The following is a 20,271-nucleotide window of genomic DNA, read 5'->3' as shown; positions in this document are numbered from 1 at the left end:
GGGAACGACACATGGCAACCCCACCCGACCGGACCGGGCCGGCGCGTGCCACCCATCTCCGCTGGCGCGGCGCCCTGGCCGTGCTGCGGGAGATGCGCCGCGAGCCGGGCGTGACCAGAGCGGCCGTCGCGCGCCGGCTCGGCCTCAGCACCGGCTCCGCCACCGAGATCACCTCCCGGCTGCGCGACCTCGCCCTGCTCGCCGAGACCCCGGCCGCCGCCACGTCACGGGGCCGTCCGACGAGCGTGCTCACCCCCCACCCGGACGGCCCCCTCGTCATCGCCGTGGACCTGCGCCAGGAGGACTGGCGCTGCGCGATCGCACCCCTCGACGGACAGCCCCGCATCACCGACACCGCACCACACCACAGCCGCGCCCCCGAGCACGTGATCGCCGCGGTCGCCCGGGCGGTGCGACGCCTGCACCACCACTACGGCCACCGCATCCGGGCGACCTGCGTGGCCATCGCCGCGACCGTGCAACACGGCACCGTCGTGCAATCCAGCGTGCTCGGCTGGGACGCCGTCGACCTGACCGCCCTGGCACCCGACCCCCGCACCCCGCTGCTGATCGGCAACGACGCCACCCTCGCCGGCCTCGCCGAAGCCCGCCACGGCGCCGCGGCCGCGGCGGCGACCGTCCTGCACCTCACCGTGGAGGTCGGCATCGGCGGCACCCTGGTCATCGACGGCCGCCCCCTGCACGGCGCGACCGGCGCCGGCGGGGAGTTCGGCCACCTGCCGTTCGGCGACCCCGCCCTGCGCTGCCCCTGCGGCGCCCACGGCTGCTGGGACCTGACCGTCGACGGCCGCGCCATCGCCCGCCACCTCGGCCAGCCTCCACCCCCCGACCCCCGCACCTACGCCGAACAGATCCTCACCCGCGCCCCCGCCGACCCGGCCGCCCGCGCCGCCATCGCCCGCACCGCCACCGCGCTGGCCCACGGCCTGGCCGGCCTGATCAACGCCCTGGACCCAGCCGTCGTCACCCTCGGCGGCCTGGCGCCATCACTACGCGCCGCAGCCGAACCCGAGTTCACCACCGCCCTCACCCACGGCCTCATGCGCTTCCGCCGCCCCCACCCACCCCCCGTGCTCGCCGCCGCCCTCGGCCGCGACGCGGCCCTGCGCGGAGCCGTGGCCACCGCCCTCGACCACGTCCTCACCGAGGAAGGACTCACCGCCTGGGCGGCCCAGCGCCCCTCCCCGGCCTGAGCCCCACACCGCGTGCCCTCCGCACCGCCCCATGAGGGCGGGCGGAGGGTCCTTGCCGTCCGCGTGCAGGCCGTCGCCACGGTGCCTCTGGGCCGTCGTCACGGTGCCTCTGCCGTTCGGCAGCGCCCTGGCGACGCGCCTGGGCCTCGGCTGCTTCCTCCGGTCGCCGGGGTCAGGTGAAGGAGATCTGGCCCGTGCCGGTGAGCTGGGTGAAGCCGGCGGGGGTGGTGCACTGGTTGAGGTCGGAGGTCATGGTGCCGGTGCCGCTGAAGGAACGGCCCTTGAGCCGGCCGGCGGCGACGGTGCCGCTCAGCAGGTTGTCGGCGAGGGTGGCGCTGCCCGGGTGGGAGGCAGTGAGCGTGGAGGTGCCCACGCTCGTGCCCTGGCCGTTGCGCCAGGTGACGTTACCGGTCGCGGCCAGGTCGGCGACGCTGCGGCAGCTCGCGGTGGCGCTGCCGCTCACCTCCAGCCGCCCCGACCTGATGTCGGTGATCGTGCCCGAGGGTGAGGTGCAGTTCTCCAGGAGGAGGACGCCCTGCCCTTCGGTGTGCCGCGCCGCCGCGTCGCGCAGCGCGGGGGTGAAGACGATCGGGTGCTGGGGCGCGGTGCGCACGTCGCACTTCAGCACGGCCGTGGCGGCCGCCGCCGGTGCGGCGGCCGGTGGCGCCGCCGGGCGGGCGACGGTCTCGGCGGAGCCGGTGGAGGCCAGGAACGGCACCGCGAGACCGGCGACGACGACCGCGACGGCGAGGCCGCGAACGCGGTGGGGGCGTGACTGGGACACACATCCTCCTCATAACTGTACGGATCTGATTGACTACATTTTGTAACACGTTTGGGACTCTCTTTACCAGGAGGCGGCATCATGGCGGTGTCCTCAGACGCGCCGACCGGCGAGCCGGCGCCCGGGCCGCCGGCTGCCGGTGACCGGAGGCGTCGCTCGGTCTGGTGCCGGCTGGGCCTGCTGGCGGCGCGCCGCCACCGGCTGGTCCTCGCCGTGTGGCTGGTGCTCGTGGCCGGGTCGGCGGTGCTGGTCCCCGGCCTCGTCGAACGCTCGGCCGCGCCCGCCATCCGGGTCGAGGGGTCGGGCTCGGCCGACGCCGCGCGGCTGCTGCAGCAGGGCTTTCCGCAGCTCGGGGGCGAGCAGATGCTGATGGTGTTCGCCTCCGCGACGCTCACCGACGCCGACGGGCCCTACCAGCGGGCGCTTCACGACGCCACGCGCGCCGTGGCCGCCCGGCCCCTGGTGGGCGGGGTGCGGCTGCTGCCCGCCGTGCCGGGCCAGGACCGGCGGCGGGTGTACGCGCTCCTCGGCGTCAACGGCGACCAGCGGGCTCGGCAGGAGGCGCTGCCGTCACTGCTGCGCGCGGCCGGTGACGCGGCGGACCGGGCCTCCGGGGGGCGGGTCGAGGTGCACGTGGTGGCCGAGGGCGCCCTGCTGACCCTGATCAAACGGACCGACCTGGCCGACCTCCAGCGGGCGGAGCTGCTGGCCGTGCCGCTGTCACTGCTGGCGCTGGCGGCCGGACTGGGCGCGATCGGGGCCGCCGCGGCGGTGCTGGCGGTGGCCGGGGCCGTGACCGTGACCTGCCTCGGCCTGCTGGGTGTGGCGAGCCTGCTGGGCGTGACGGTCAACACGTTCATGCTCGCCGTGGCGGCCACCGTCGGGCTGGGCCTCGGCCTCGACTACGCGCTGCTGATCCTGCTGCGCTACCGCCAGTCGCGGGCCGCCGGGCACGACCGGCACGAGGCCGCCGGGGCCGCGGTGAGCACCGCCGGGCGCACGGCGATCTGGTGCGCGCTCGGCGTGGCGCTCACGTCGGCGGCGCTGCTGGTCGTCCGCACACCCATGATCCGCACGATGGCGGTGGCGGTGTGCGTGGCGGCCGTGGTGGCGGCCGCGGTCGCCGTCACGTTGCCGCCCGCGCTGCTCGTGGCCGCCGACAGGTGGCTCCTCCGCCGCCGCGCCGCCGACAGGTGGTTCCTCCGCCGCCGCGCCGCCGACAGGTGGCTCCTCCGCCGCCGCGCCGCCGACAGATGGCTTCTCCGCCGCCGCGCCGACAGGCAGTCCTTGCGCCGCCGGGCCGCCGCTCCGGCGGGCGGTGACGGCTGGGCGCGATGGGCCCGGCACCTCATGCGCCACCCCGTCGCCTACACGCTGGCCTGCTCCGGGGCGCTGCTGCTGGCCGCGGCGCCGCTGACCGGGGCGCGTCTCGGCTTCGACCTGGACCGGCCGGCGCTCGCGGGCACCGACTTCGCGCGCGGCCTGGCGCACATGGAGGCCGACGGGATCGCCTCGGCCGTGGCCGTGGTGCTGCCGCACCCCGCCGGCACGCCGCCGGTCGCCGCCTCCGCGCTGGTCGCCGCGCTCAAGGACGACCCCAGGGTGTCGCTGACCGCCTCCGTCGACAACGGCCACGACCTCACCGTCGTGATCGTCTTCACGCGTACGAGCCTCGACGACCCGGCCACGACCGAGCTGGCCCGGCAGATCACCGGGCGGCTCGCGCCCGCGACGCTGCCGCCCGGCCAGCAGGTGTACGTGACCGGGCCCACGATGATCTTCTCCGATCTCATGGACGAGACCGCCGCCCAGCTCGGCACCGTGATCCCGCTGGTGCTGGGCTGCTCGCTGGTGTTCCTGCTGGTGACGTTCCGCAGCGTCGTGCTGCCGGTCAAGGCCGTCGTGATGAACCTGCTGGCCGTCCTCGCCGCGTTCGGGCTGCTGACCCTGGCCACCCGCCACCTTCCCGGCCTGGTCGGCGCCGAGGTCAACACGTTGGTCCCGCTGCTGGCGTTCACGCTGGTGTTCGGCCTGTCGATCGACTACGAGATCTTCCTCATCCATCGCGTCGCCGAGCACTACCAGGTCCACGGCGACAACACCGCCGCCGTGGCCGACGGCCTGACGCACACGGCCAGGCCGATCACCGTGGCCGCCGCCTGCATGGTCGCCACGTTCGCGGCGCTGCTCACGGCCGACAGCCGTCATCTGGTGCAGCTCGGGCTCACCGTCGCGGTCGCGATCGTGCTGGACGCCACCCTCATCCGGCTCGTCCTCGTCCCGGCGCTGATGCGGCTGTTCGGCGACCGCAACTGGTGGCTGCCGTTCGCGCGTCACTCGTCGAGCTGACGGGTGGCCGCGTAGAGGCCGAGGGCGCGCATCATGACCGTGTGGTGGTTGACGGGCAGCAGGTCCTGCAGGGGCCGCCACGCCCGGTCGACGGCCGCGCGCGCGTCGGCCAGGCTGGCCTCGATGGCGCCACAGCCGTCCACGGCGCGGGCGACCTCGGCCGCCGCGACCGGATCGGCGCCGCCCGCCCGGACGATCTCCCAGACCTCCCGCAGCCGGTGCCGCGGCAGCCGCGCGATCGCGTGGGCGAGCGGGTAGGTGACCTTGCCTTCACGGATGTCCTCGCCGGGGAGCTTGGCGACGCGGGCGCCGGGACGGCCGTCCACGGCCAGCACCGCCCGCAGGTCGGCCACGTCGTCGGTGATCTGGTACGCCAGCCCCACGGCCTCGAAGTACGCGCTGACGGCGGCCAGCAGCTCCTCGCCGGCCCCGGCGAGGATCGCGCCGAACTCTCCCACGCCCCGCACCATCCCGCCGGTCTTGAGCCGGTGCGTGGTCCGCACCCGCTCCAGCACGGCGGCGGCGTCACCGGTGGCCACGGCGAGCTCCATCACGTCGTGGTGCCCGGCGATGTCGAGCGCCTGACCGGCGTGGTTGCGCCGCATGCCGTCGAGGTAGGCCTGGTAGAGCCGCAGCCGCCGGTCCGGGTCATCGGGCATCAGGTGGCGTACCACCTGGTCGAAGACCAGATAGGCGTGCGTGCCGGTGTTGATGGCGGTGGCCTGCCCGAACACCGTGTGGACGGCGGGCCGGCCGCGGCGCGTCGGCGCGTTGTCCTCCACGTCGTCCACGATGAGGCTGGCGGTGTGCATCAGCTCGACGAGCGCCGCCAGCGCCCGGTAGCGCCCGCTGTCGACGCCCTGCATCTCCATCGCGGCGAGCGCGGCGTAGCTGCGCCAGCCCTTGCCCATCGCGTCGGCCAGGTGGCGGACGGGCGTGACCAGCGCGCGGTGCAGCGGCCCGGCGACGGCGTCGACCGGCCAGGAGCCGGCGGGGGAGAGCCCGGCCAGCGTGGCGATGGCGGCCGGGTCGGGCTCGTCGGGATACAGGCGTACGACCTCGGCGTGGGTGAGGTCGCGCAGCCGTTCGACGTGCCCTTCGAAGTCGGTGATGCGGTGATCGGGCTGGATCTCCAGCCAGCCGGCGCCGCTCACCGGCTCGCCGCGCAGCTCGCCGTCGGCCGTGACGGCGGCGTCGAGCAGGGCGGACAGCCCGAACGCCGCCTGCCGCTCCTGCTCGGGGAAGCAGGCGGCCACGCGCAGCGACAGGCCGGCGCCCGGCGCCTCGATCCGCCAGCCGATCGGGTAGGCGTGCAGCGTCGTCGTGGAGATCCAGCTCTCGCCCGGGACCAGGGTGACGGGGCTGTCGGTGCGGGCGCCGTCGGGCGCGACCAGCAGCAGCCGGCCGTCCGCGGCCACCACGTCCCACCCGTTGTCCAGGTGCACCGCGATCCGCGCGCGGCCGTCCTGGGCCGGGCCCGGCCCGCGGCGGTACAGGGCGATCCCCGTCAGCGGGATGGGCGGGCGTTCCGGCCGCCGCCAGGTCGCCTCGACCGCGAGGCGGGTGACGAGCTCCGCGCCGGACGCCGCCACGGCCGGCTTGAGCGGGCGCGCGGTCAGCTCCCACTCGTCGCCGTCGCCGCGCAGCACGACGCGGCAGCCCTCCTCGCCGGGCGCCCGCAGCTCGGCGACGCCGCCGAAGTCGAGACGGGTGCGGTCGGCCGTCACCTCGGCCGGCCCGGGCAGCAGCCGCGCGGGAAGGATCGGCCGCCCGCTCGCGCACGCCTCGCGGACCGCCTCGCCGACGCGCGGGTCCCACCCGTCGCCCGCGTCCTGCCGCGTCAGCTCGACCCCGCCCGCGTCGCACCAGGTGAACGCCCGGTACGCGGGCCGCCCGGGGACGCACGTCGCCCACTCGCATCCATGGGCGACAAGCGGGCCGCCGTCGGGACGGGTGACGCGACGGACCTGGAAGCCGGCCGTCAGCCGGTGCTCCACCCCGCCCTCGTCACGCAGCACCGCGGCGAAGCGCCACTCCTCGTGTTCGAGATCGGGGCCGGGAAGCGTCTGCGTGCCCGCCTCGACGATCGGCTCAACTCCCACGGCGCCCACCCTTCGGATCGGTGACGATACGCGTGCATGCGATCGCTCTTCGTCATGATGGGGGATGGCATGCCGTGACTGCCACCGGATCAGCCCGGACCCCCCAGGACGGGACCGACCTCCGCCCGCCGCCCGGGGCTTGATCGCGCTGCGTTTCCTCAGCGTTCGGCGGGATGGAAGTCGTAGGGCCGGGAGTCGTACACGTAGTAGACGCAGTCGGAGCCCGGAGCGCACTTGCCCCAGTGCACCGCCTTCGAGGGGTAGTACAGGTAGTCGCCCGCGCCTACCCGGTAGGTCTTGTGCCCTTCCACGTGCCACAACATGACTCCCGAGACGCCCACGACGTGCTCGGGACTGGTGTGCCAGTGGGGGGAGAAGGGGGTGCCGGCCTTGAGGGTGAACATCGCCTCCGACGGGCCGGTCTTCGGGTCGCCCTTGAGCTGGACGAACGTGCATCCCTCCAGTCCTTCGCAGGGCGACCCCTTCTCCTTGTGCGAGTGGTGGATGACCCGGTCCGCCGCCTGCGTGGGGCGGGAGTCGGCGAGCGAGGCGGTCGCCCCGCTAGTCATGAGGGCCAGCACGCCGGCCATGCCGGCCAGCAACAGCTTCTTGCGCATGCCTGATCTCCTGTAGTGTCACAACCAAAACGGACCTCAGTCCGGATACTGGCACCGTACCGGACTGTGGTCCGCTTGGTCAACGGGAGAAGGCCGGGCCGCGCGTCAGGACGCGGTCGCGCCGGCGCGCACGAAGTCGACCAGCGGCTGCGGCGTGACCTGCGGATACCTGGCGTTGTCCAGCCTGTCGAACTTGGCCTTGCCGGTCACCATGCACCACTGGTACTGCAGCGCCACGTACTCGAACGGGTTGTCCGTCTGCGCCGCCCGGCGGGCGATCTCCGCGCGCAGGTCGTCGGCGCTGCCCAGGTGGCGCAGGCGCAGCGTGCGGCCCGAGCCGCGCTGGACGGCGTCGTGGAACTGGCGCATCGACATGACCTCGCCGGCGAAGCGCAGCGTGCCGGTGGCGGCCGGGTCGAGGGCGACGGCGGCGGTGTAGGCGGCGGTGTCGGGCACCGAGGTCAGGTCGAGCGGCTGGTCGGGATCTCCCCAGTGGGACAGGGTGCCCTGCTCCCAGTCGATGAGCCCCATGAAGCCGGTCATCACCTCGTAGAAGGCCCCGTTGAGCACGGAGACCACGTCAAGCCCGGAGCCGGCGAGCGCGGCGGCGGCCTGCCGTCGCCAATCGATCATGAAGTTGTCGCCGTCGTCCAGCTTGGTCAGGTCGAAGGCGAAGTCGGACGGGATGAACCGCCGGGCGCCGGCCTTCTCCGCGGCGCGTGCGAGGTTGACCTGGCCGTCCACGACCACGTCGGGGCCGCCCTGGACGGCCGAGATCACGGTCGTGGCGTCACCGATGGCCTCGGCCAGCCGCTCGGCCGGATCGGTGATGTCACCCTCGGCCACCTCCAGGCCGCCGGCCCGCAGCTCCGTCAGGGCGCGCTTCTTCTCCTCGCCGGCGCCCGGCCGCACCAGGGCCCGCACGGAGGCGCCCCGGTCGAGAAGGGCCCGGACGATCTGGCCGCCGAGCAGCCCGGTGGCGCCGGCCACGAAGACCTTGGGGGAAGAGGACATGATGAATGAACTCCTTGTCACAGTAACTAACTCGAACGTTCACCCGGAGCCCGGGGCGGGCGCAGGGGCGTCTCAGGATTCGGCCAAGGGCTGAGCGGGAACGCGCCGGACGGTCACGTCGCGCCCGGGTGCGCGGGCCCCGGAGGCGGGTGGCGATCGCGGCGGCCCGGCCCCGGGCCGATGAAAGGCGTCCGCCGCCGGATGGAGGTGCGGCGACGTGCCGGCGGGGCTATGTCCGGGCGTGCATCAGGCCCATCCGGCCGCCCGCCGTGGCCGGCGCCGCCGCCACGCCGCCGGCGGCCTCACGCCGCGCGCGGGAGAGGCCGTCCTCGCCGGCCGGCACGTGTTCCATCCGCACACCACTCCAAAAGGTTGGTTTGACACAACCAACTATCGCGCATGAGGAGACTCGATGCAAATGCATGCACCCGCGGCTCGGCGGCGATCCGCTGACCGCCCTCGCCGTCGCGCACGTCAACGCCGCGTTCACCGCGTCGCCGGCCTCGACGGATCCATCGACGTGCCGAACGGCTAGGGTCGAGCGGGGTGGGATGGTCCTGGCGCATCCAGTCCCGATCCGGCCGCACCCCCGTCTCCGGCTCGATGACGGCGAGGCGCACGGCGAGGCGCACGGCGAGGCGACAGCGGGCATGCGATGAGCTCCGCTGTCATGATTCCTCCTGCCTGACGTGCCTGACGTGCCTGACGTGCCTGACGTGCCTGACGTGCCTGACGTGCCGGGCGCCGGGCTCGGGTGCCTCTTTCGCCGGGCGGCAGGCTCAGGTGCCTCGTTCGCCGGAGAGGAGGCGGTCGACGAGGGTCTTGAGCGTCGCGGCGTCGTCGGGGCCGAGCCGGTCCAGGAGATGGCGGCGGGTGGCGGCCTCCAGCGTGGGCAGCGTCGCGTCGAGCACCTCCCTGCCCTGCGGGCGCAGCACGACCTCCACCCCGTTCGCGACCTTGTCGCGGGCCACGTAGGCGCGGTCGGTCATCCGGGTCAGCAGGTGCGACAGCCGCGTGCGGTCCCAGCCGAGGGCGGCGGCCAGGGCGTTCTGCCGCAGGCTCCCGCCGGACTCGTGCAGGCACACCAGGACGCTCAGCTCCGGCTCGGAGACGCCGGACGCGGCCGTGGTCTCGGCGATGACGGCGGCACGCACCAGCTCGTGCGCGCGCTTCCACCGCAGCCACAGCTCGGTCGCCTCTCCCGACCCAACTGTTGACATATCAACACCTGCTTCCTAGTGTTCGACGTGACCAAGACGGCTCATGTGTAAGGACCACTCGAATGCTCGATCCTCGGCGGCACTATGCCAGCCTGCGCGTGGTGGCGCTCCTACCCCTCCTGCTGTTCCTCCCCGCGGTGATCGCCTTCTTCACGGACCCGGACGTGGCGTGGGGAGAATACCTGGGGGTCTTCTTCCACCTCTCGATCCTCTTCCTGGTGTCCCGGCTGGACGCGGCGCCCTGGGCCAAGGCCGCGGGCTACGGCTGGGTGGCGCTCGACGTCCTCGCCGGAATTCTCATGATCAACGCGATCGAGTACGACACGGCCTGGGCGGTCCGGCTCGGCGGCCACGTCCTCGCCGGCGTCTGGATCGTGGCCAGTTCCCTGGTCAGCCACTCGTGGCCGGTCCGCGTGGTCGGCGTCATCACCGGTGTCTGGCTCGGCGGCTACTCCTTCGCCGGCACCGCCCTCGCGGAGGAGTTCCTGCGCCCGGCCGGCATCATGATCCTGGTCTGGTTCGCCCTCCTGGCGATCTTCCACCGGGACAGCCCGGTCCCGGCCGGTCAGCCGGCCACCCTGTGAACGGAGACGCGGCCGCTGTCGTCGCCGATGAGGAGGAGCGCGCCGTCGCGGGAGAACGCGACCCGCCGCACCCGGCAGGGCCACCCGCCCAGGTACGCCGTTCCGGTGCGCCGCATGGTGGCGGCCGGGAACGTGGTGACGACGCCGTCCCACCCGCCCATGGCGGCGACCGTCCCGTCCGGGGAGTAGGCCCAGTCACCGCAGCTCTGGTAGCGCCCGGTGACCTGGCTGTCCGCCACGGCCCACCGCAACTCGCCGGTGTCAGCCGCCATCGCGAACCACCCGGCCAGGTGAGGGCCGCCGGCGACGAGGAGGCGTTCTTCCGGGTCGAAGCCGAGACGGTGGATCCCGGTCGGCGCGCCGGTGAAGCCCGGCGGATACGGGAACCGTTCGGCCAGCACCCGGCCGCCGCCCTGCACGTCCCAGATCTCCACCTGCGACAGCTCGCCGAACGTCAGCGCCACCAGCCGGCCGGACGGTGACAGCGTGGCGGTCCGGAACCCGGGCCGCTCGCCCACCGGCAGGTCGAACAGCGGCTCGCGGTCCGGGCCGAGGACGCGTACCCGGTCCTGGTGGAAGAGCAGCAGGCGCTCGCGGGCGGCGTCCCAGCACGGCTGCGCGAAGAACGGATTGATCGTGCGAAGGTCGTGCACCGCCAGGACGCGCGTCTCGCCGCTGCCGAGGTCCAGCTCCCGGGTCTCGCCGTTCACGGCGAACACCAGCCGGGAGCCGTCCGCGTCGAACGCCATGGCCTGCAACCAGACCCCCTGCTGCCCGATCCGGCCCGACTCGGCGTGGACCGGGCGCCGGGCCCCGGTCGGCAGGTCGATCACGGTGATCTCCACCCGCCGGGGGTCGTGCGGGGTCGCCCCGATCGCCAGCGTGCGGCCGTCCGGATGCAGGTCGAACAGGTCGCCGCCGGCGCCGCGCACCATGCACTGGAACACCAGCTCGCCCGGCTCGGCCGCGTCGGCGGCACGCCGGAGGACGAAGCCGTCGCGCATCTTGGCGCGCGTCTCCTTCTCCAGCGCGTCCCGTGCGCCGTGCTCGTCGCCGAAGGTCTTCGCGCTCTCGCGCGGTTTGCCGGCGCCGGTCCACCACCGCCGCGACAGGACGCTCCCCTGAACCGCGAGCTCGACGTGTCTGGGGCCCGGCGGGCCCGGGTGGCTCAGCGTGATCGCAGCTCGGCGCATCCCGGCACGGTACCGGATCACGCCGGCCCCCCATGACATCAGCCGGCACCGCAAAAGAAGGTGAAGGCCGCCGTCCGGCCGGAGGGGGAGGCCGCGCGGGCCGGTCCGGGTTCATGCGGTCATCTGGGGGTGCCGGTCTTCGGGGGTCTGCTCCCTGCCCGCCGAGGCGGAGGGCCTGTTCCGCGGGCCGCGGACGGCGGTGTAGACGAACAGGACGCCCATGACGACCACCCCCGCCCACATGGCCTGCTGCCAGCCGTCGACGAAGGACTGGCGGGCGGCGTCGGCCAGGGCTCGCGCGTGGGGGCCGGCGGCGCCCGCGGCCTCGATGGCGTTGGCGACGCCCTGGCGGGCGGCGTCCGCCGCGCCCTGGGGGAGGCCGCCGAGCTCGTCGTCGATGGCGGCGCGGTAGCCCCGCGCCAGGAGGGCGCCGAGCAGGGCGACGCCGAGTGCGGTGCCGAACTCGCGGGTGATGTCGTTGAGCGCGGAGGCGACACCCTGCTGCTCCCTCGGCAGGGAGCTGGTGATGGCCTCGGTGGAGGGGGCCATCGCCAGGCCCATGCCGATGCCCATGGCGAGCATGCCGGGCAGGATGGACAGGTAGCCGCCCGCGACGGAGACGATGCCCGCCATGAGGGCCAGCCCGGCGCCGAACAGCACGATTCCCGCCGCCATGGTGGAGCGGGCGCCGATGCGCGCGGCCAGCCTGGGCGCCACGCCGGAGGTCAGCATCATCAGCACGGCCATGGGCATCAGCGCCAGGGTGGACAGCAGCCCCGACCAGCCGAGCACGGCTTGCAGGAACGGGAAGAGGACCACGAACACGCCCGCCTGGACACCGAAGACCACCAGCAGCGTGAGGGAGCCGCCGGCCAGGCCGCGCTCGCGGAAGAGCCGCACGTCCAGCAGGGACGCGTCCCCCCGGCGCAGGCCCCGGGCCACGAAGAAGAGCAGGGCCGCCAGGCCGGCGGCGAGGCCGGCCAGGGTGACGGGGTCGCTCCAGCCGCGCTCCGGGCCTTCCTGGAGGACGAAGATGAGGCCCGCCACGGCGACGACGGAGGTCAGCGCGCCGATGGTGTCGAAGGGGTGCCCGGAGTGCTCGCGGGAGTCGGGCACGGAGCGCATCATGCCGAGCGAGACGGCGGCCAGGACGACGGGCAGCAGGAACAGCCACCGCCAGTGCGCCACGTCCACGAGCAGGGCGGACAGGAACATGCCGATGATGCCGCCGCCCCCGGCGACGCCGGTCCACACGCCGATCGCCTTTCCGCGCCGCTCGTCGGGGAAGGTCGAGGTGATCACGGCGAGGGTGATCGGCATGATCATCGCCGCGCCCACGCCGCTGAGCACCCGGGCGGCGATCATGACTTCGGCGGACGGGGCCAGCCCCGCCAGCGCGCCGGCGATCCCGAAGGCGATCAGGCCGGTGATCAGCGTGGGCTTGCGGCCCAGCCGGTCACCGATCGCGCCGAGCGGAAGCAGCAGGGCGGCCAGGGTGAGGGTGTAGACGTTGATGATCCACAGGATGGTGGTCTGTGACGCGCCGAACTCGACGGCCATGTCGGGCTGGGCGACGTTCAACCCGGTCACCGAGGCGATGACCGCCATCAACGCGACACAGACGGCGATCAGGATGGTGCGCAGCTGGCGCGCGTCCGGCGCGTCCCGGCCGCTCGCCGCGGCGGTTTCCCCCTGTACGGGCTGGTTCGTGGTCATGGATTCCTCTCAAGAAACGCAGGTCGAAAGGCAGGCGTCGCCCCGGACGACGAGCCGGCGAAGGAGGTCAGCCGTCGTCTCTCCTCGGCGCCCGGCCTCAACGGATCTGCGTGCGACGATAGGCGCGCCTTGCACCAGGGGCATAGAATCTTGCCCATGAAGCAAGAAGATGAAGACCTGGACAGCCTCGTACGCAAACGCATCCGCGCTCTGCGGGTCGCGCAGGGCTGGTCCCTGGAAGAGCTGGCCGCCCGCGCCAGGCTCAGCCAGTCCTCCCTGAGCCGCATCGAGAACGGCCGGCGCCGCCTCGCGCTGGATCAGCTCGTCACCCTCGCCCGCGCCCTGGACACCTCCCTCGACCAGCTGGTCGAGACCGCCTCCGACGACGTCGTCATCAGCCCCATGATCGACAGCGTCCATGGCGTGATGCGCTGGCCGATCAAGAGTGACCCCGGCATGACCGTGATGCGCCGGCGCATGACCGAGCCGCCGCCCGACAATCCCGCCCGGATGCGCGCCCACCCGGGCCGGGAATGGCTCGTCGTCCTGTCCGGCACCGCGATCCTCATGCTCGGCCACCGCCGCTTGCGCCTGGAGGCCAACCAGGCCGCCGAGTTCCCGACGATGATGCCGCACGCCATCGGCGCCGAAGGCGGGCCGTGCGAGATCCTGGGCATCTTCGACCGCGACGCGCGCCGCGGCCACCAGCGCGACGACGACCGCGAGGCCCCGCAAGCCGCTCCCTAGCCGGACCCGCTCCAGAGCTGGACATCCCCTTCGTGCTCGACCGGCTGACCGGGTTCGCGGCAGCGCTCAAGCTCCGGGCGGTGCCACCGCGTCGGCGGGCAGGCGGCGGGCCAGGCGGAGCAGGGCGAGCCCGGCCGGCCCCACCAGGGCCGCCAGCGTCAGCCACAGCAGGGGCGGCGCCGTGTCGAGCAGGGCGGAGAAGCCGGCCGGTGCGACGACCGCGGCCACGGCCCAGGTCTGCTGGTAGACGGCGAGGTAGCGGCCGCGCAGCGCCGGCGGCGCGGTGCCGGCCGCCAGGGCCCAGCTGGGCACGGTGTGCATGAGCTCGCCGAGGGTGAGGACGAGCGTGGCGGCGAGCAGGCCGCCGATGCGCGCGGGTCCGGCGGGGAGCAGCGCCGTCGCGGCGTAGCCGGCGCACGCCAGCATCATGATCAGGCCGCTCAGCGCCATGGCGTGGGTGCGGCGGGTGTGACGCTGCCACCGCCGTACGGGGAGCTGGCCCGCCGCCACGAGGACGGTGTTGATCGCGTAGAGGATGCCCAGGAGGGCGGGCGGGGCGCCGAGCACGGTGACCGCGTACACCGGCAGGGCGACCGGGAGGATGAGGTGCATCAGGGTGTAGGCCTGCTCCGCCGCCACCAGGGTGACGAAGGGCCGGTCGGCGAGCACCTGGCGGTAGCCGCCCGGCTGCCGGGGCGGCGGGGCGGGCGCCCCCCGCCCGGACAGGACCAGGCAGGCGGTGGCCAGGGCGAAGCTGGCCGCGTTCACCAGCGCGACGACCGCGAACCCGCCGGCGCCGGCGAGGGAGACCAGGCCCGCCGACAGCAGGCCGCCCAGGCCGAAGGCGACGTTCCTGGCGGTGGCCAGGAGCGTGTACAGGCGGTCCCTGAGCGCGCCCTCGGCCAGGGCGGAGACGTAGCCGCCGGAGGCCGGGTAGTAGGCGCGATCGCCGATCGCGACCAGCGCGGCGACGGCGATCAGCGCCGCGAAGCCGTCCACCAGGGGATAGGCGGCGAACGCCAGCGCCCGCAGCACGTAGGTGCCCATCAGCACGCGGCGCGCGTCGAACCGGTCGATGAGGCTCCCGGCCACCGGGTTGGCCGCCAGTCCCACGACCGCCGCCACGGTGACCCCCAGCCCCACGGTCGTCATCGGCAGGCCGGTGACCTCGTGGACGAACAGCAGGGTCAGGGGCACGTACAGCCCGTTGCCGAGCGCGTCGACGAACATGCCCACCAGGAACGGGCGCACGCCGGCGGTTCTCGTGAGGGAGGGGGAAGCCATGCGATCAGTGTCGCGGGGGCGCCGCCGCGAACGGCATCGGACGATGGTCCTACGGGCCCGGGCCCTGATCCGCCCTTGGTCCTAGGTCTCGCCCTCCCCGGCGGAGGACAGGGTCACGAGACGTTCCGGAACCGCGCCGGCCCGTCCCCGGCGCCGTCACTGTGCGGCGGCGAGGACGGCGGACGCGACGGCCAGGGCGAAGTACGCCCCCGGCACGGCGATGTTGTGGAAGACCCCGGCGCGGACGTGGGCGACGAGCGCGCCGAGGAAGAACAGGACGAGCCCGACGGCGGCGGCGAGACCGACGTACGGGACTCCCGCGAGCCCCAGGGCCAGCCCGGCGGCTCCGGCGGCCTTCAGCACGCCCAGCAGCGGGACCCAGGACGGGTCGACGTTCACCGCGGCGGAGTTGCCCAGCACCCAGGGGACCCGCGCGAGGTCGAGGAGGGCGATCACGGCGTTGGCCAGGATCGTGACGACGGTGACGACGAGGTAGGCGGTGTGCATGCGGCTGCCCTTCGGGTCGAGGCGCGGGGAGCGGGGCGGACACGGCCGATCATTCCTGCTGCGTGCGGAGGAGGTGCCGGAGGGCGAGCAGGCCGCCCACCCCCGGGACGAGCGCGCGCAGGCGCACGCCTCTCGCGCTCCGTGCCAGCGAGGTGGCGGCGATGACGGTCACGTAGGCGGTGCCGTGCACCGGCCCCGCCACGCTCGTGATCGTTTCGAGGTGCAGCGTGGCCAGGTTGGTGAGCAGGATCGTGAGGGAGACGGCCTCGGCGGTGGCCGCCATTCGCAGGACGCGCACGCCGTCACGCTCCCGGGCGCACGGCTGGTCGGGCAGGGGTCATGAGGTTCCTTCTCCAAACCTTCAGGGAGCCTGAAGCTTAGCCGGAGTTTCAGCTTCCCTGAAAGCGGAGGCCGGAAGTCGCCTGAAGGCGGAGCGTCCAGGTTCGCCCAGGTCATGCCATGCATGGCGCTGCTCCCTCCGGCCCCGATCCGCGCCGGACGGAGGGGCAGATGGCGCGATCTGTGGCATACGTGTCGTTGACGCCATCGATCCCGGGGCCGGATCGTGGTGGCGTGCATCCACCCCGCATCGCCTTCGTCATCTTCGATGGCTTCCAATCGCTCGACCTCGCCGGGCCGCACGAGGTGTTCCGGCGCGCCGGGGGCTACGACTGCACGGTCGTGGCCCCCGTGCCGGGGCCGGTGCGCGCCGAGAGCGGTCTGCCGGTGCACGCCGGCCACGGAGTGGCGACGCTGCCGCCGACCGGCATCGACACGCTGGTCGTCACCGGCGGGGCGGGCGTCTACACCGCCAGGCACGATCCGCGCCTGACCGGCTGGATCACCGCCGCCGCCCGCGGGGCCCGGCGGGTCGTCTCCGTCTGCAGCGGGGCGTTCCTGCTGGCCGAGGCCGGTCTGCTGGACGGCCGGCGCGTCACCAGCCACTGGGCCAGGGTCGAACGGCTCGCGCGGGAGTATCCCGCCGTCACCGTCCAGCCGGATCCGATCTTCGTCCGTGACGGTCACTTCTGGTCCTCGGCCGGGGTGACCGCGGGGATGGATCTCGCGCTGGCCCTGGTGGAGGAGGACCAGGGGCAGCAGGTGGCGCTGGAGGTGGCCCGCCACCTGGTGCTGTTCCTGCGCAGGCCCGGCAACCAGTCCCAGTTCAGCGTGGGGCTGTGGTCGATGCAGCCCTCCTCCGACCCGATCCGCCAGGCCGTGGCGGCCATCCACGCCGACCCCGGCGCCCGGCACAACATCGCCGACCTGGCCGCCCGCGCCGGGCTCAGCTCCCGCCACCTGCAACGCCGCTTCACCGCCGAGCTCGGCATCCCGCCCGCCGCCTACGTCGAACGGGTCCGGGTGGAGGCGGCGCAGGGAGCCCTGGAGAACGGCGGCGACCCCCTCGACGCCATCGCCCGCCGCTACGGCTTCGGCACCGCCGAGACCCTGCGGCGCAGCTTCCAGCGCTGCCTGGGCGTCACCCCCTCCGACTATCGCGACAGATTCCGATCCACCTTGGGAGAACACCGATGACCACGTACGGACTGCTGATCTTCGACGTCGCCGAAGAGCTCGACGTCGCCGGCCCCTGGGAGGTCTTCACCACCTCGGCCCTGCTGCGCGGCGGCGCCGACACGGTGCTGCTCATCGCCGAGCACCCCGACCCGGTGCGCTGCAGCAAGGGCATGCACCTGATCCCCGACCGCACCCTGGGCGACCACCCGCCGCTGGACGTCCTGCTGGTGCCGGGCGGGCGCGGCGCCCGCGAGATCGAGCCGCACAACGCCGCCGTCACCGACTGGATCGTCAAGACCGCCGAGCAGGCGACCTGGACCATGAGCGTGTGCACCGGCGCCTTCCTGCTGCACGCCGCCGGCCCCGCCCGCGGGCGCCGCGTGGCCACGCACTGGGCCTACGAGGACGCCCTCGAAGCGCGCGGGGACGTCACCGTCGTCCGTGACGCCCGCTACGTCGTGGACGGCGACCTGATCACGACCCAGGGCGTCTCCGCCGGGATCGACGGCGCGTTGTGGCTGGTCGGAAAGCTGCACGGCCGCGAGCACGCGCGGGCCGTGCGCCGCGAGCTCCAGTACGAGCCCGCCCCGCCGTACCTGGCCGACGAGCCCCTCTAGGCGCCAGATGTCGCTTCTGGTCTTCTCGCTCATGCTGGTGATCTTCGGCCTGACCACCGGGGAGTTCGTCATCGCCGGGATCCTGCCCGACGTGGCCCGCGACCTGTCGGTCTCGGTCCCGGCGGCCGGGCTCCTGGTCAGCGCCTACGCCCTCGGGATGATCGTGGGCGGGCCGGTGATCACCACGCTGACCGCGCGGCTGCCGCGCAGGCCGCTCATCGTCGGGCTCATCGCCACCTCCATCGCCGGGAACGCCGCGTCGGCCCTCGCCCCGTCCTATCCGGTCCTGCTGGCGGGACGCTTCGTGGCCGGCCTGGTGGTGGCGACCTTCTTCGCCGTCGCGGTCGCCACCGCCGTCTCCACCGCCCCGCCGGGCAGGCAGGCCTCGACGGTGGCGCGGCTGACGTTCGGCATGAACCTGGGCATGATCGCCGGTACGCCGCTGGGCACCTTCATCGGCCAGCACCTCGGCTGGCGGGCCACCTTCGCCACGATCGCGGTGTTCAGCGCGACCGCCCTGACGATGGTGCTGCGCTCCGTGCCCGACCGGCCCGCGCCGCAGGTCGGGTCCCTGCTCGGTGAGCTCCGCGTGTTCGCCCGCCGGGACGTGGTGCTCGCCATCGCGCTGACCGCGGCGGGGAACCTGGGCGTCGTCACCGTCTTCACCTTCATGGCGCCGCTGGCCACCGACGTCAGCGGCTTCCCCGGCGCGGCACTCCCGCTGCTCCTGCTGCTGTACGGGGGAGGCGCGGTCGTGGGCAACTTCCTGGGGGGATGGCTGGCCGACCGGGCGCTCATGCCCTCGCTCGCGGGCCTGCTGGCCGGGCTGGCGGGCGTCCTGGCCCTGGGCCTGCCGCTCAGCGGTCACCAGCTCTCCGCCGCCGTGCTCTGGTTCGTGCTCGGGGTGCTGGCGTTCGCCATCATCCCGGGCATGCAGACCCGGGTGGTGGCCACCGCCCGGGGCGCGCCGACCCTGGCCGTCGCCGTCAACGCCTCGGGCTTCCAGCTCGCCGCCGCGTTCGCCGGCTGGCTCGGCGGCCGGCTCATCGACGGCCCCGGGCCGGGGTCCCTGTACCCGGTGGCCGCCGCCCTCACCCTCACGGGGCTGCTCATCGCCCTCTCCTCGCTGTGGCACGACCGCCGCCGTCCCCGCTCCCCGGGAACAGGAGGCCCGCCTGCGCCTGAAGCCGCGCCAGATCGTGGCGCTCCGGCGCCGGCCGAATGACGTCCTGCTGCGGGCGCGCCCGGTCAGCGGGACCAGGCGTCGTGGGGGATGCGGTAGAGGACGCGCGGCGTTCGTCCGCACCGATCGCTTCCCGCGTTGGCGCGTGCTCGACCGGCGTGCGACTCAACCGCCGGTGCGGCTCCACGGCTCTCCGCCGGGTTCATATGACCAGCGGGGAATCCGTGGGGGTGAGGGGCCGGAAGGTCAGTGCGTCCAAGCCGGCCTTTCAGCCGGTGACCGGGGAGGCGATGACCACGGTGACGTCGGCGGGTGTGTCGTCGGTGCGATAGCAGTGCGGGGCGTCGCCGGCGAAGGCCAGCATGTCGCCGACCTTCAGGCGGCGGAGATCGTCGGCCGGGCCTGCGAGGAGGCTGCCGGAGGCGATCAGGAGATGCTCGGTCGTGCCGGGGGCGTGGGGAACGCCGTCGACGGCGGTGTCCGGCGGGAGGCGCAGTCGCCAGATCTCCAGGCTGTGGCCGCCGCTGATCCGGCGCAGCAGTTCGCGGGTGGGCCCGTCTTGGCCGGCGATTGTCGAGGCGAGGTGCACGGTGCCGGGGTCGCCGTGGCGGATGAGCAGATCGGTGAGCGGGATGGCCAGGGCGACGGCGATGGCGTCCAGGGTGTCGAGGGTGGGGTTGCCCAGGCCCGCCTCCAGCTGCGACAGGGTCGCCTTGCTCAGCCCGGTCCGTCGGGCCAGCTCGGCCTGGCTCATGCCGCGCTGCTGCCGGCGACGCTGGATCTGGACGCCGGCTGCCGCGGCGGCGCTGCTGGCGGGACGACGGTCTCGGCCGGGAGCGCCGCTCATCGCAGCGGCCGGTGGGCGGCGGTGTAGGAGACGCGGAGCCGGCCCTTCTTCAGCTTCACGGCGGAGATCGTCACCTGTTGCAGGTCGGCGAGGCTGCGCACGTGGGTGCCGCCGCAGGCAGCGGCGTGGACCTCGCCGAGCCGTACGATCCGGTGCCCTTCGTCGTCGTGCTCTGCGGTGACCGGCAGGTCGTCGGCGATGGCGGCGGCGACGAACGCCCGTATCCGGTCGGAGGCCTTTTCCCTTTCCTCGGCATCGGCGAGCTGCGCTCCGGCATCGGGCGGGGTGAGCTCGATGCGGGCCTGGCCGGGGAAATGGTTGTTGCCGGCCAGCGTCCAGCCTTCGGCCCGGCAGGCCGCTTCGACGAGGTGGCCGGCGGTGTGCAGCGCGGCGTGCAGCAGGCGCAGGCCGGCGTCTATGCGCGCGTGCACGGGATCGCCCTCGGACAGGTCGTCCAGCCCGGCGCTGTGACTCTCGGTGGCGTGCAGCACCACCAGGCCGGTCGCGGCGTGGCGTACGGGGACGACTTCGCACTCGCCCAGCCGGCCGCGGTCGGCGGGCTGGCCGCCGCCTTGGGGATGGAAGATGTTGTGCCGCACCGCGAGCCATCTTCCGCCGGTCTCGTCGCGCCCGGTCGCGGTCACGCTGGTGTGGACGTCGGCGAGGTAGGTGTCCCGCAGGTAGAGGGCGTCCTGCGAGACTTGCTGGCAATCGTTAAGTTGAACCACGCGTTCATCATATCGAACGAGGTTGGGTGGCTTCGGCACGTGGAGAT

20 protein-coding genes are annotated in these 20,271 nt (G+C 73.9%); 7 read left to right on the top strand and 13 right to left on the bottom strand.

From position 1 onward, the window contains the following. Positions 1-11: 11 nt before the first annotated feature. A complete protein-coding gene (locus IO39_RS35335; protein WP_052423775.1) occupies positions 12-1,214 on the top strand; it encodes an ROK family transcriptional regulator in 1,203 nt (400 codons plus the stop codon). A 172-nt stretch (positions 1,215-1,386) separates the two neighbouring features. On the opposite strand, the gene IO39_RS35330 is transcribed toward IO39_RS35335, so the two are convergent. Continuing rightward, entirely contained in the window at positions 1,387-1,998 is a 612-nt protein-coding gene (locus IO39_RS35330) for a hypothetical protein (RefSeq protein WP_043632862.1), read from the bottom strand. A gap of 81 nt (positions 1,999-2,079) precedes the next feature. Here IO39_RS35330 and IO39_RS35325 point away from each other — a divergent pair, with 81 nt between their 5' ends. Next, positions 2,080-4,347, top strand: coding sequence for an MMPL family transporter (locus IO39_RS35325; protein WP_043632859.1), 2,268 nt, complete (start codon positions 2,080-2,082; stop codon positions 4,345-4,347). On the opposite strand, the gene IO39_RS35320 is transcribed toward IO39_RS35325, so the two are convergent. The 5 genes from IO39_RS35320 to IO39_RS35300 form a co-directional block, all read right to left on the bottom strand. Then, complete coding sequence (locus IO39_RS35320) at positions 4,332-6,449, bottom strand: polyprenyl synthetase family protein (protein ID WP_157549291.1); 2,118 nt, start codon at positions 6,447-6,449, stop codon at positions 4,332-4,334. The two genes, IO39_RS35325 and IO39_RS35320, sit on opposite strands and share 16 nt — an antisense overlap. A 158-nt stretch (positions 6,450-6,607) precedes the next feature. Then, positions 6,608-7,066 carry a cupin domain-containing protein gene (locus tag IO39_RS35315; protein WP_043632856.1) on the bottom strand — a complete coding sequence of 153 codons (459 nt, stop codon included), beginning with the start codon at positions 7,064-7,066 and terminating at the stop codon, positions 6,608-6,610. Between the two features lie 105 nt (positions 7,067-7,171). After that, positions 7,172-8,080 carry an NmrA family NAD(P)-binding protein gene (locus tag IO39_RS35310; RefSeq protein ID WP_043632852.1) on the bottom strand — a complete coding sequence of 303 codons (909 nt, stop codon included), beginning with the start codon at positions 8,078-8,080 and terminating at the stop codon, positions 7,172-7,174. 229 nt (positions 8,081-8,309) lie between these two features. After that, positions 8,310-8,432, bottom strand: coding sequence for a hypothetical protein (locus tag IO39_RS59160; RefSeq protein ID WP_281200315.1), 123 nt, complete (start codon positions 8,430-8,432; stop codon positions 8,310-8,312). 427 nt (positions 8,433-8,859) lie between these two features. Then, complete coding sequence (locus IO39_RS35300) at positions 8,860-9,300, bottom strand: MarR family winged helix-turn-helix transcriptional regulator (RefSeq protein WP_043632846.1); 441 nt, start codon at positions 9,298-9,300, stop codon at positions 8,860-8,862. A gap of 62 nt (positions 9,301-9,362) precedes the next feature. On the opposite strand from IO39_RS35300, the gene IO39_RS35295 reads away from it, so the two are divergent. Beyond that, positions 9,363-9,884, top strand: coding sequence for a hypothetical protein (locus IO39_RS35295; RefSeq protein WP_043632844.1), 522 nt, complete (start codon positions 9,363-9,365; stop codon positions 9,882-9,884). On the opposite strand, the gene IO39_RS35290 is transcribed toward IO39_RS35295, so the two are convergent. Beyond that, entirely contained in the window at positions 9,866-11,077 is a 1,212-nt protein-coding gene (locus tag IO39_RS35290; RefSeq protein ID WP_043632840.1) for a WD40 repeat domain-containing protein, read from the bottom strand. The genes IO39_RS35295 and IO39_RS35290 overlap by 19 nt on opposite strands. Before the next feature lie 111 nt (positions 11,078-11,188). Then, positions 11,189-12,793 (bottom strand): MFS transporter, encoded by a 1,605-nt coding sequence (locus IO39_RS35285; RefSeq protein ID WP_052423773.1) that lies wholly within the window; start codon positions 12,791-12,793, stop codon positions 11,189-11,191. Positions 12,794-12,949: 156 nt separating this feature from the next. On the opposite strand from IO39_RS35285, the gene IO39_RS35280 reads away from it, so the two are divergent. Next, positions 12,950-13,540 carry a helix-turn-helix domain-containing protein gene (locus IO39_RS35280; protein WP_211267278.1) on the top strand — a complete coding sequence of 197 codons (591 nt, stop codon included), beginning with the start codon at positions 12,950-12,952 and terminating at the stop codon, positions 13,538-13,540. Between the two features lie 66 nt (positions 13,541-13,606). Here IO39_RS35280 and IO39_RS35275 read toward each other — a convergent pair whose 3' ends face one another. From IO39_RS35275 to IO39_RS35265, 3 genes are all read right to left on the bottom strand, one after another. After that, on the bottom strand, positions 13,607-14,824 hold the full coding sequence (locus IO39_RS35275; RefSeq protein WP_063765405.1) for an MFS transporter: 1,218 nt from the start codon (positions 14,822-14,824) through the stop codon (positions 13,607-13,609). 156 nt (positions 14,825-14,980) lie between these two features. Continuing rightward, the gene (locus IO39_RS35270; RefSeq protein WP_043632835.1) at positions 14,981-15,331 is read right to left on the bottom strand and encodes a DoxX family protein; all 351 of its coding nucleotides are present in this window, start codon (positions 15,329-15,331) and stop codon (positions 14,981-14,983) included. A 49-nt stretch (positions 15,332-15,380) separates the two neighbouring features. Further along, positions 15,381-15,629 carry a DUF3817 domain-containing protein gene (locus IO39_RS35265; protein ID WP_043632832.1) on the bottom strand — a complete coding sequence of 83 codons (249 nt, stop codon included), beginning with the start codon at positions 15,627-15,629 and terminating at the stop codon, positions 15,381-15,383. Positions 15,630-15,904: 275 nt separating this feature from the next. Between IO39_RS35265 and IO39_RS35260 the strand changes: the two genes are divergently transcribed. From IO39_RS35260 to IO39_RS35250, 3 genes are read left to right on the top strand one after another with little or no spacing between them, the layout of a single operon-like run. Then, entirely contained in the window at positions 15,905-16,867 is a 963-nt protein-coding gene (locus IO39_RS35260; protein ID WP_043632829.1) for a GlxA family transcriptional regulator, read from the top strand. Then, positions 16,864-17,466 carry a DJ-1/PfpI family protein gene (locus IO39_RS35255; RefSeq protein ID WP_043632826.1) on the top strand — a complete coding sequence of 201 codons (603 nt, stop codon included), beginning with the start codon at positions 16,864-16,866 and terminating at the stop codon, positions 17,464-17,466. The genes IO39_RS35260 and IO39_RS35255 overlap by 4 nt, the downstream gene beginning before the upstream one ends. A 7-nt stretch (positions 17,467-17,473) precedes the next feature. Then, on the top strand, positions 17,474-18,691 hold the full coding sequence (locus tag IO39_RS35250; RefSeq protein WP_043632822.1) for an MFS transporter: 1,218 nt from the start codon (positions 17,474-17,476) through the stop codon (positions 18,689-18,691). 226 nt (positions 18,692-18,917) lie between these two features. On the opposite strand, the gene IO39_RS35245 is transcribed toward IO39_RS35250, so the two are convergent. After that, the gene (locus IO39_RS35245) at positions 18,918-19,496 is read right to left on the bottom strand and encodes a helix-turn-helix domain-containing protein (protein ID WP_043632817.1); all 579 of its coding nucleotides are present in this window, start codon (positions 19,494-19,496) and stop codon (positions 18,918-18,920) included. Continuing rightward, a complete protein-coding gene (locus IO39_RS35240; protein WP_052423771.1) occupies positions 19,493-20,224 on the bottom strand; it encodes an alanyl-tRNA editing protein in 732 nt (243 codons plus the stop codon). Before IO39_RS35240 ends, IO39_RS35245 begins: the two co-directional genes overlap by 4 nt. Positions 20,225-20,271: the final 47 nt, after the last annotated feature.

It is taken from the genome of Nonomuraea candida (assembly GCF_000725485.1).
Lineage (GTDB): Bacteria > Actinomycetota > Actinomycetes > Streptosporangiales > Streptosporangiaceae > Nonomuraea > Nonomuraea candida.
This window is presented reverse-complemented; position numbering and strand designations above follow the sequence as displayed.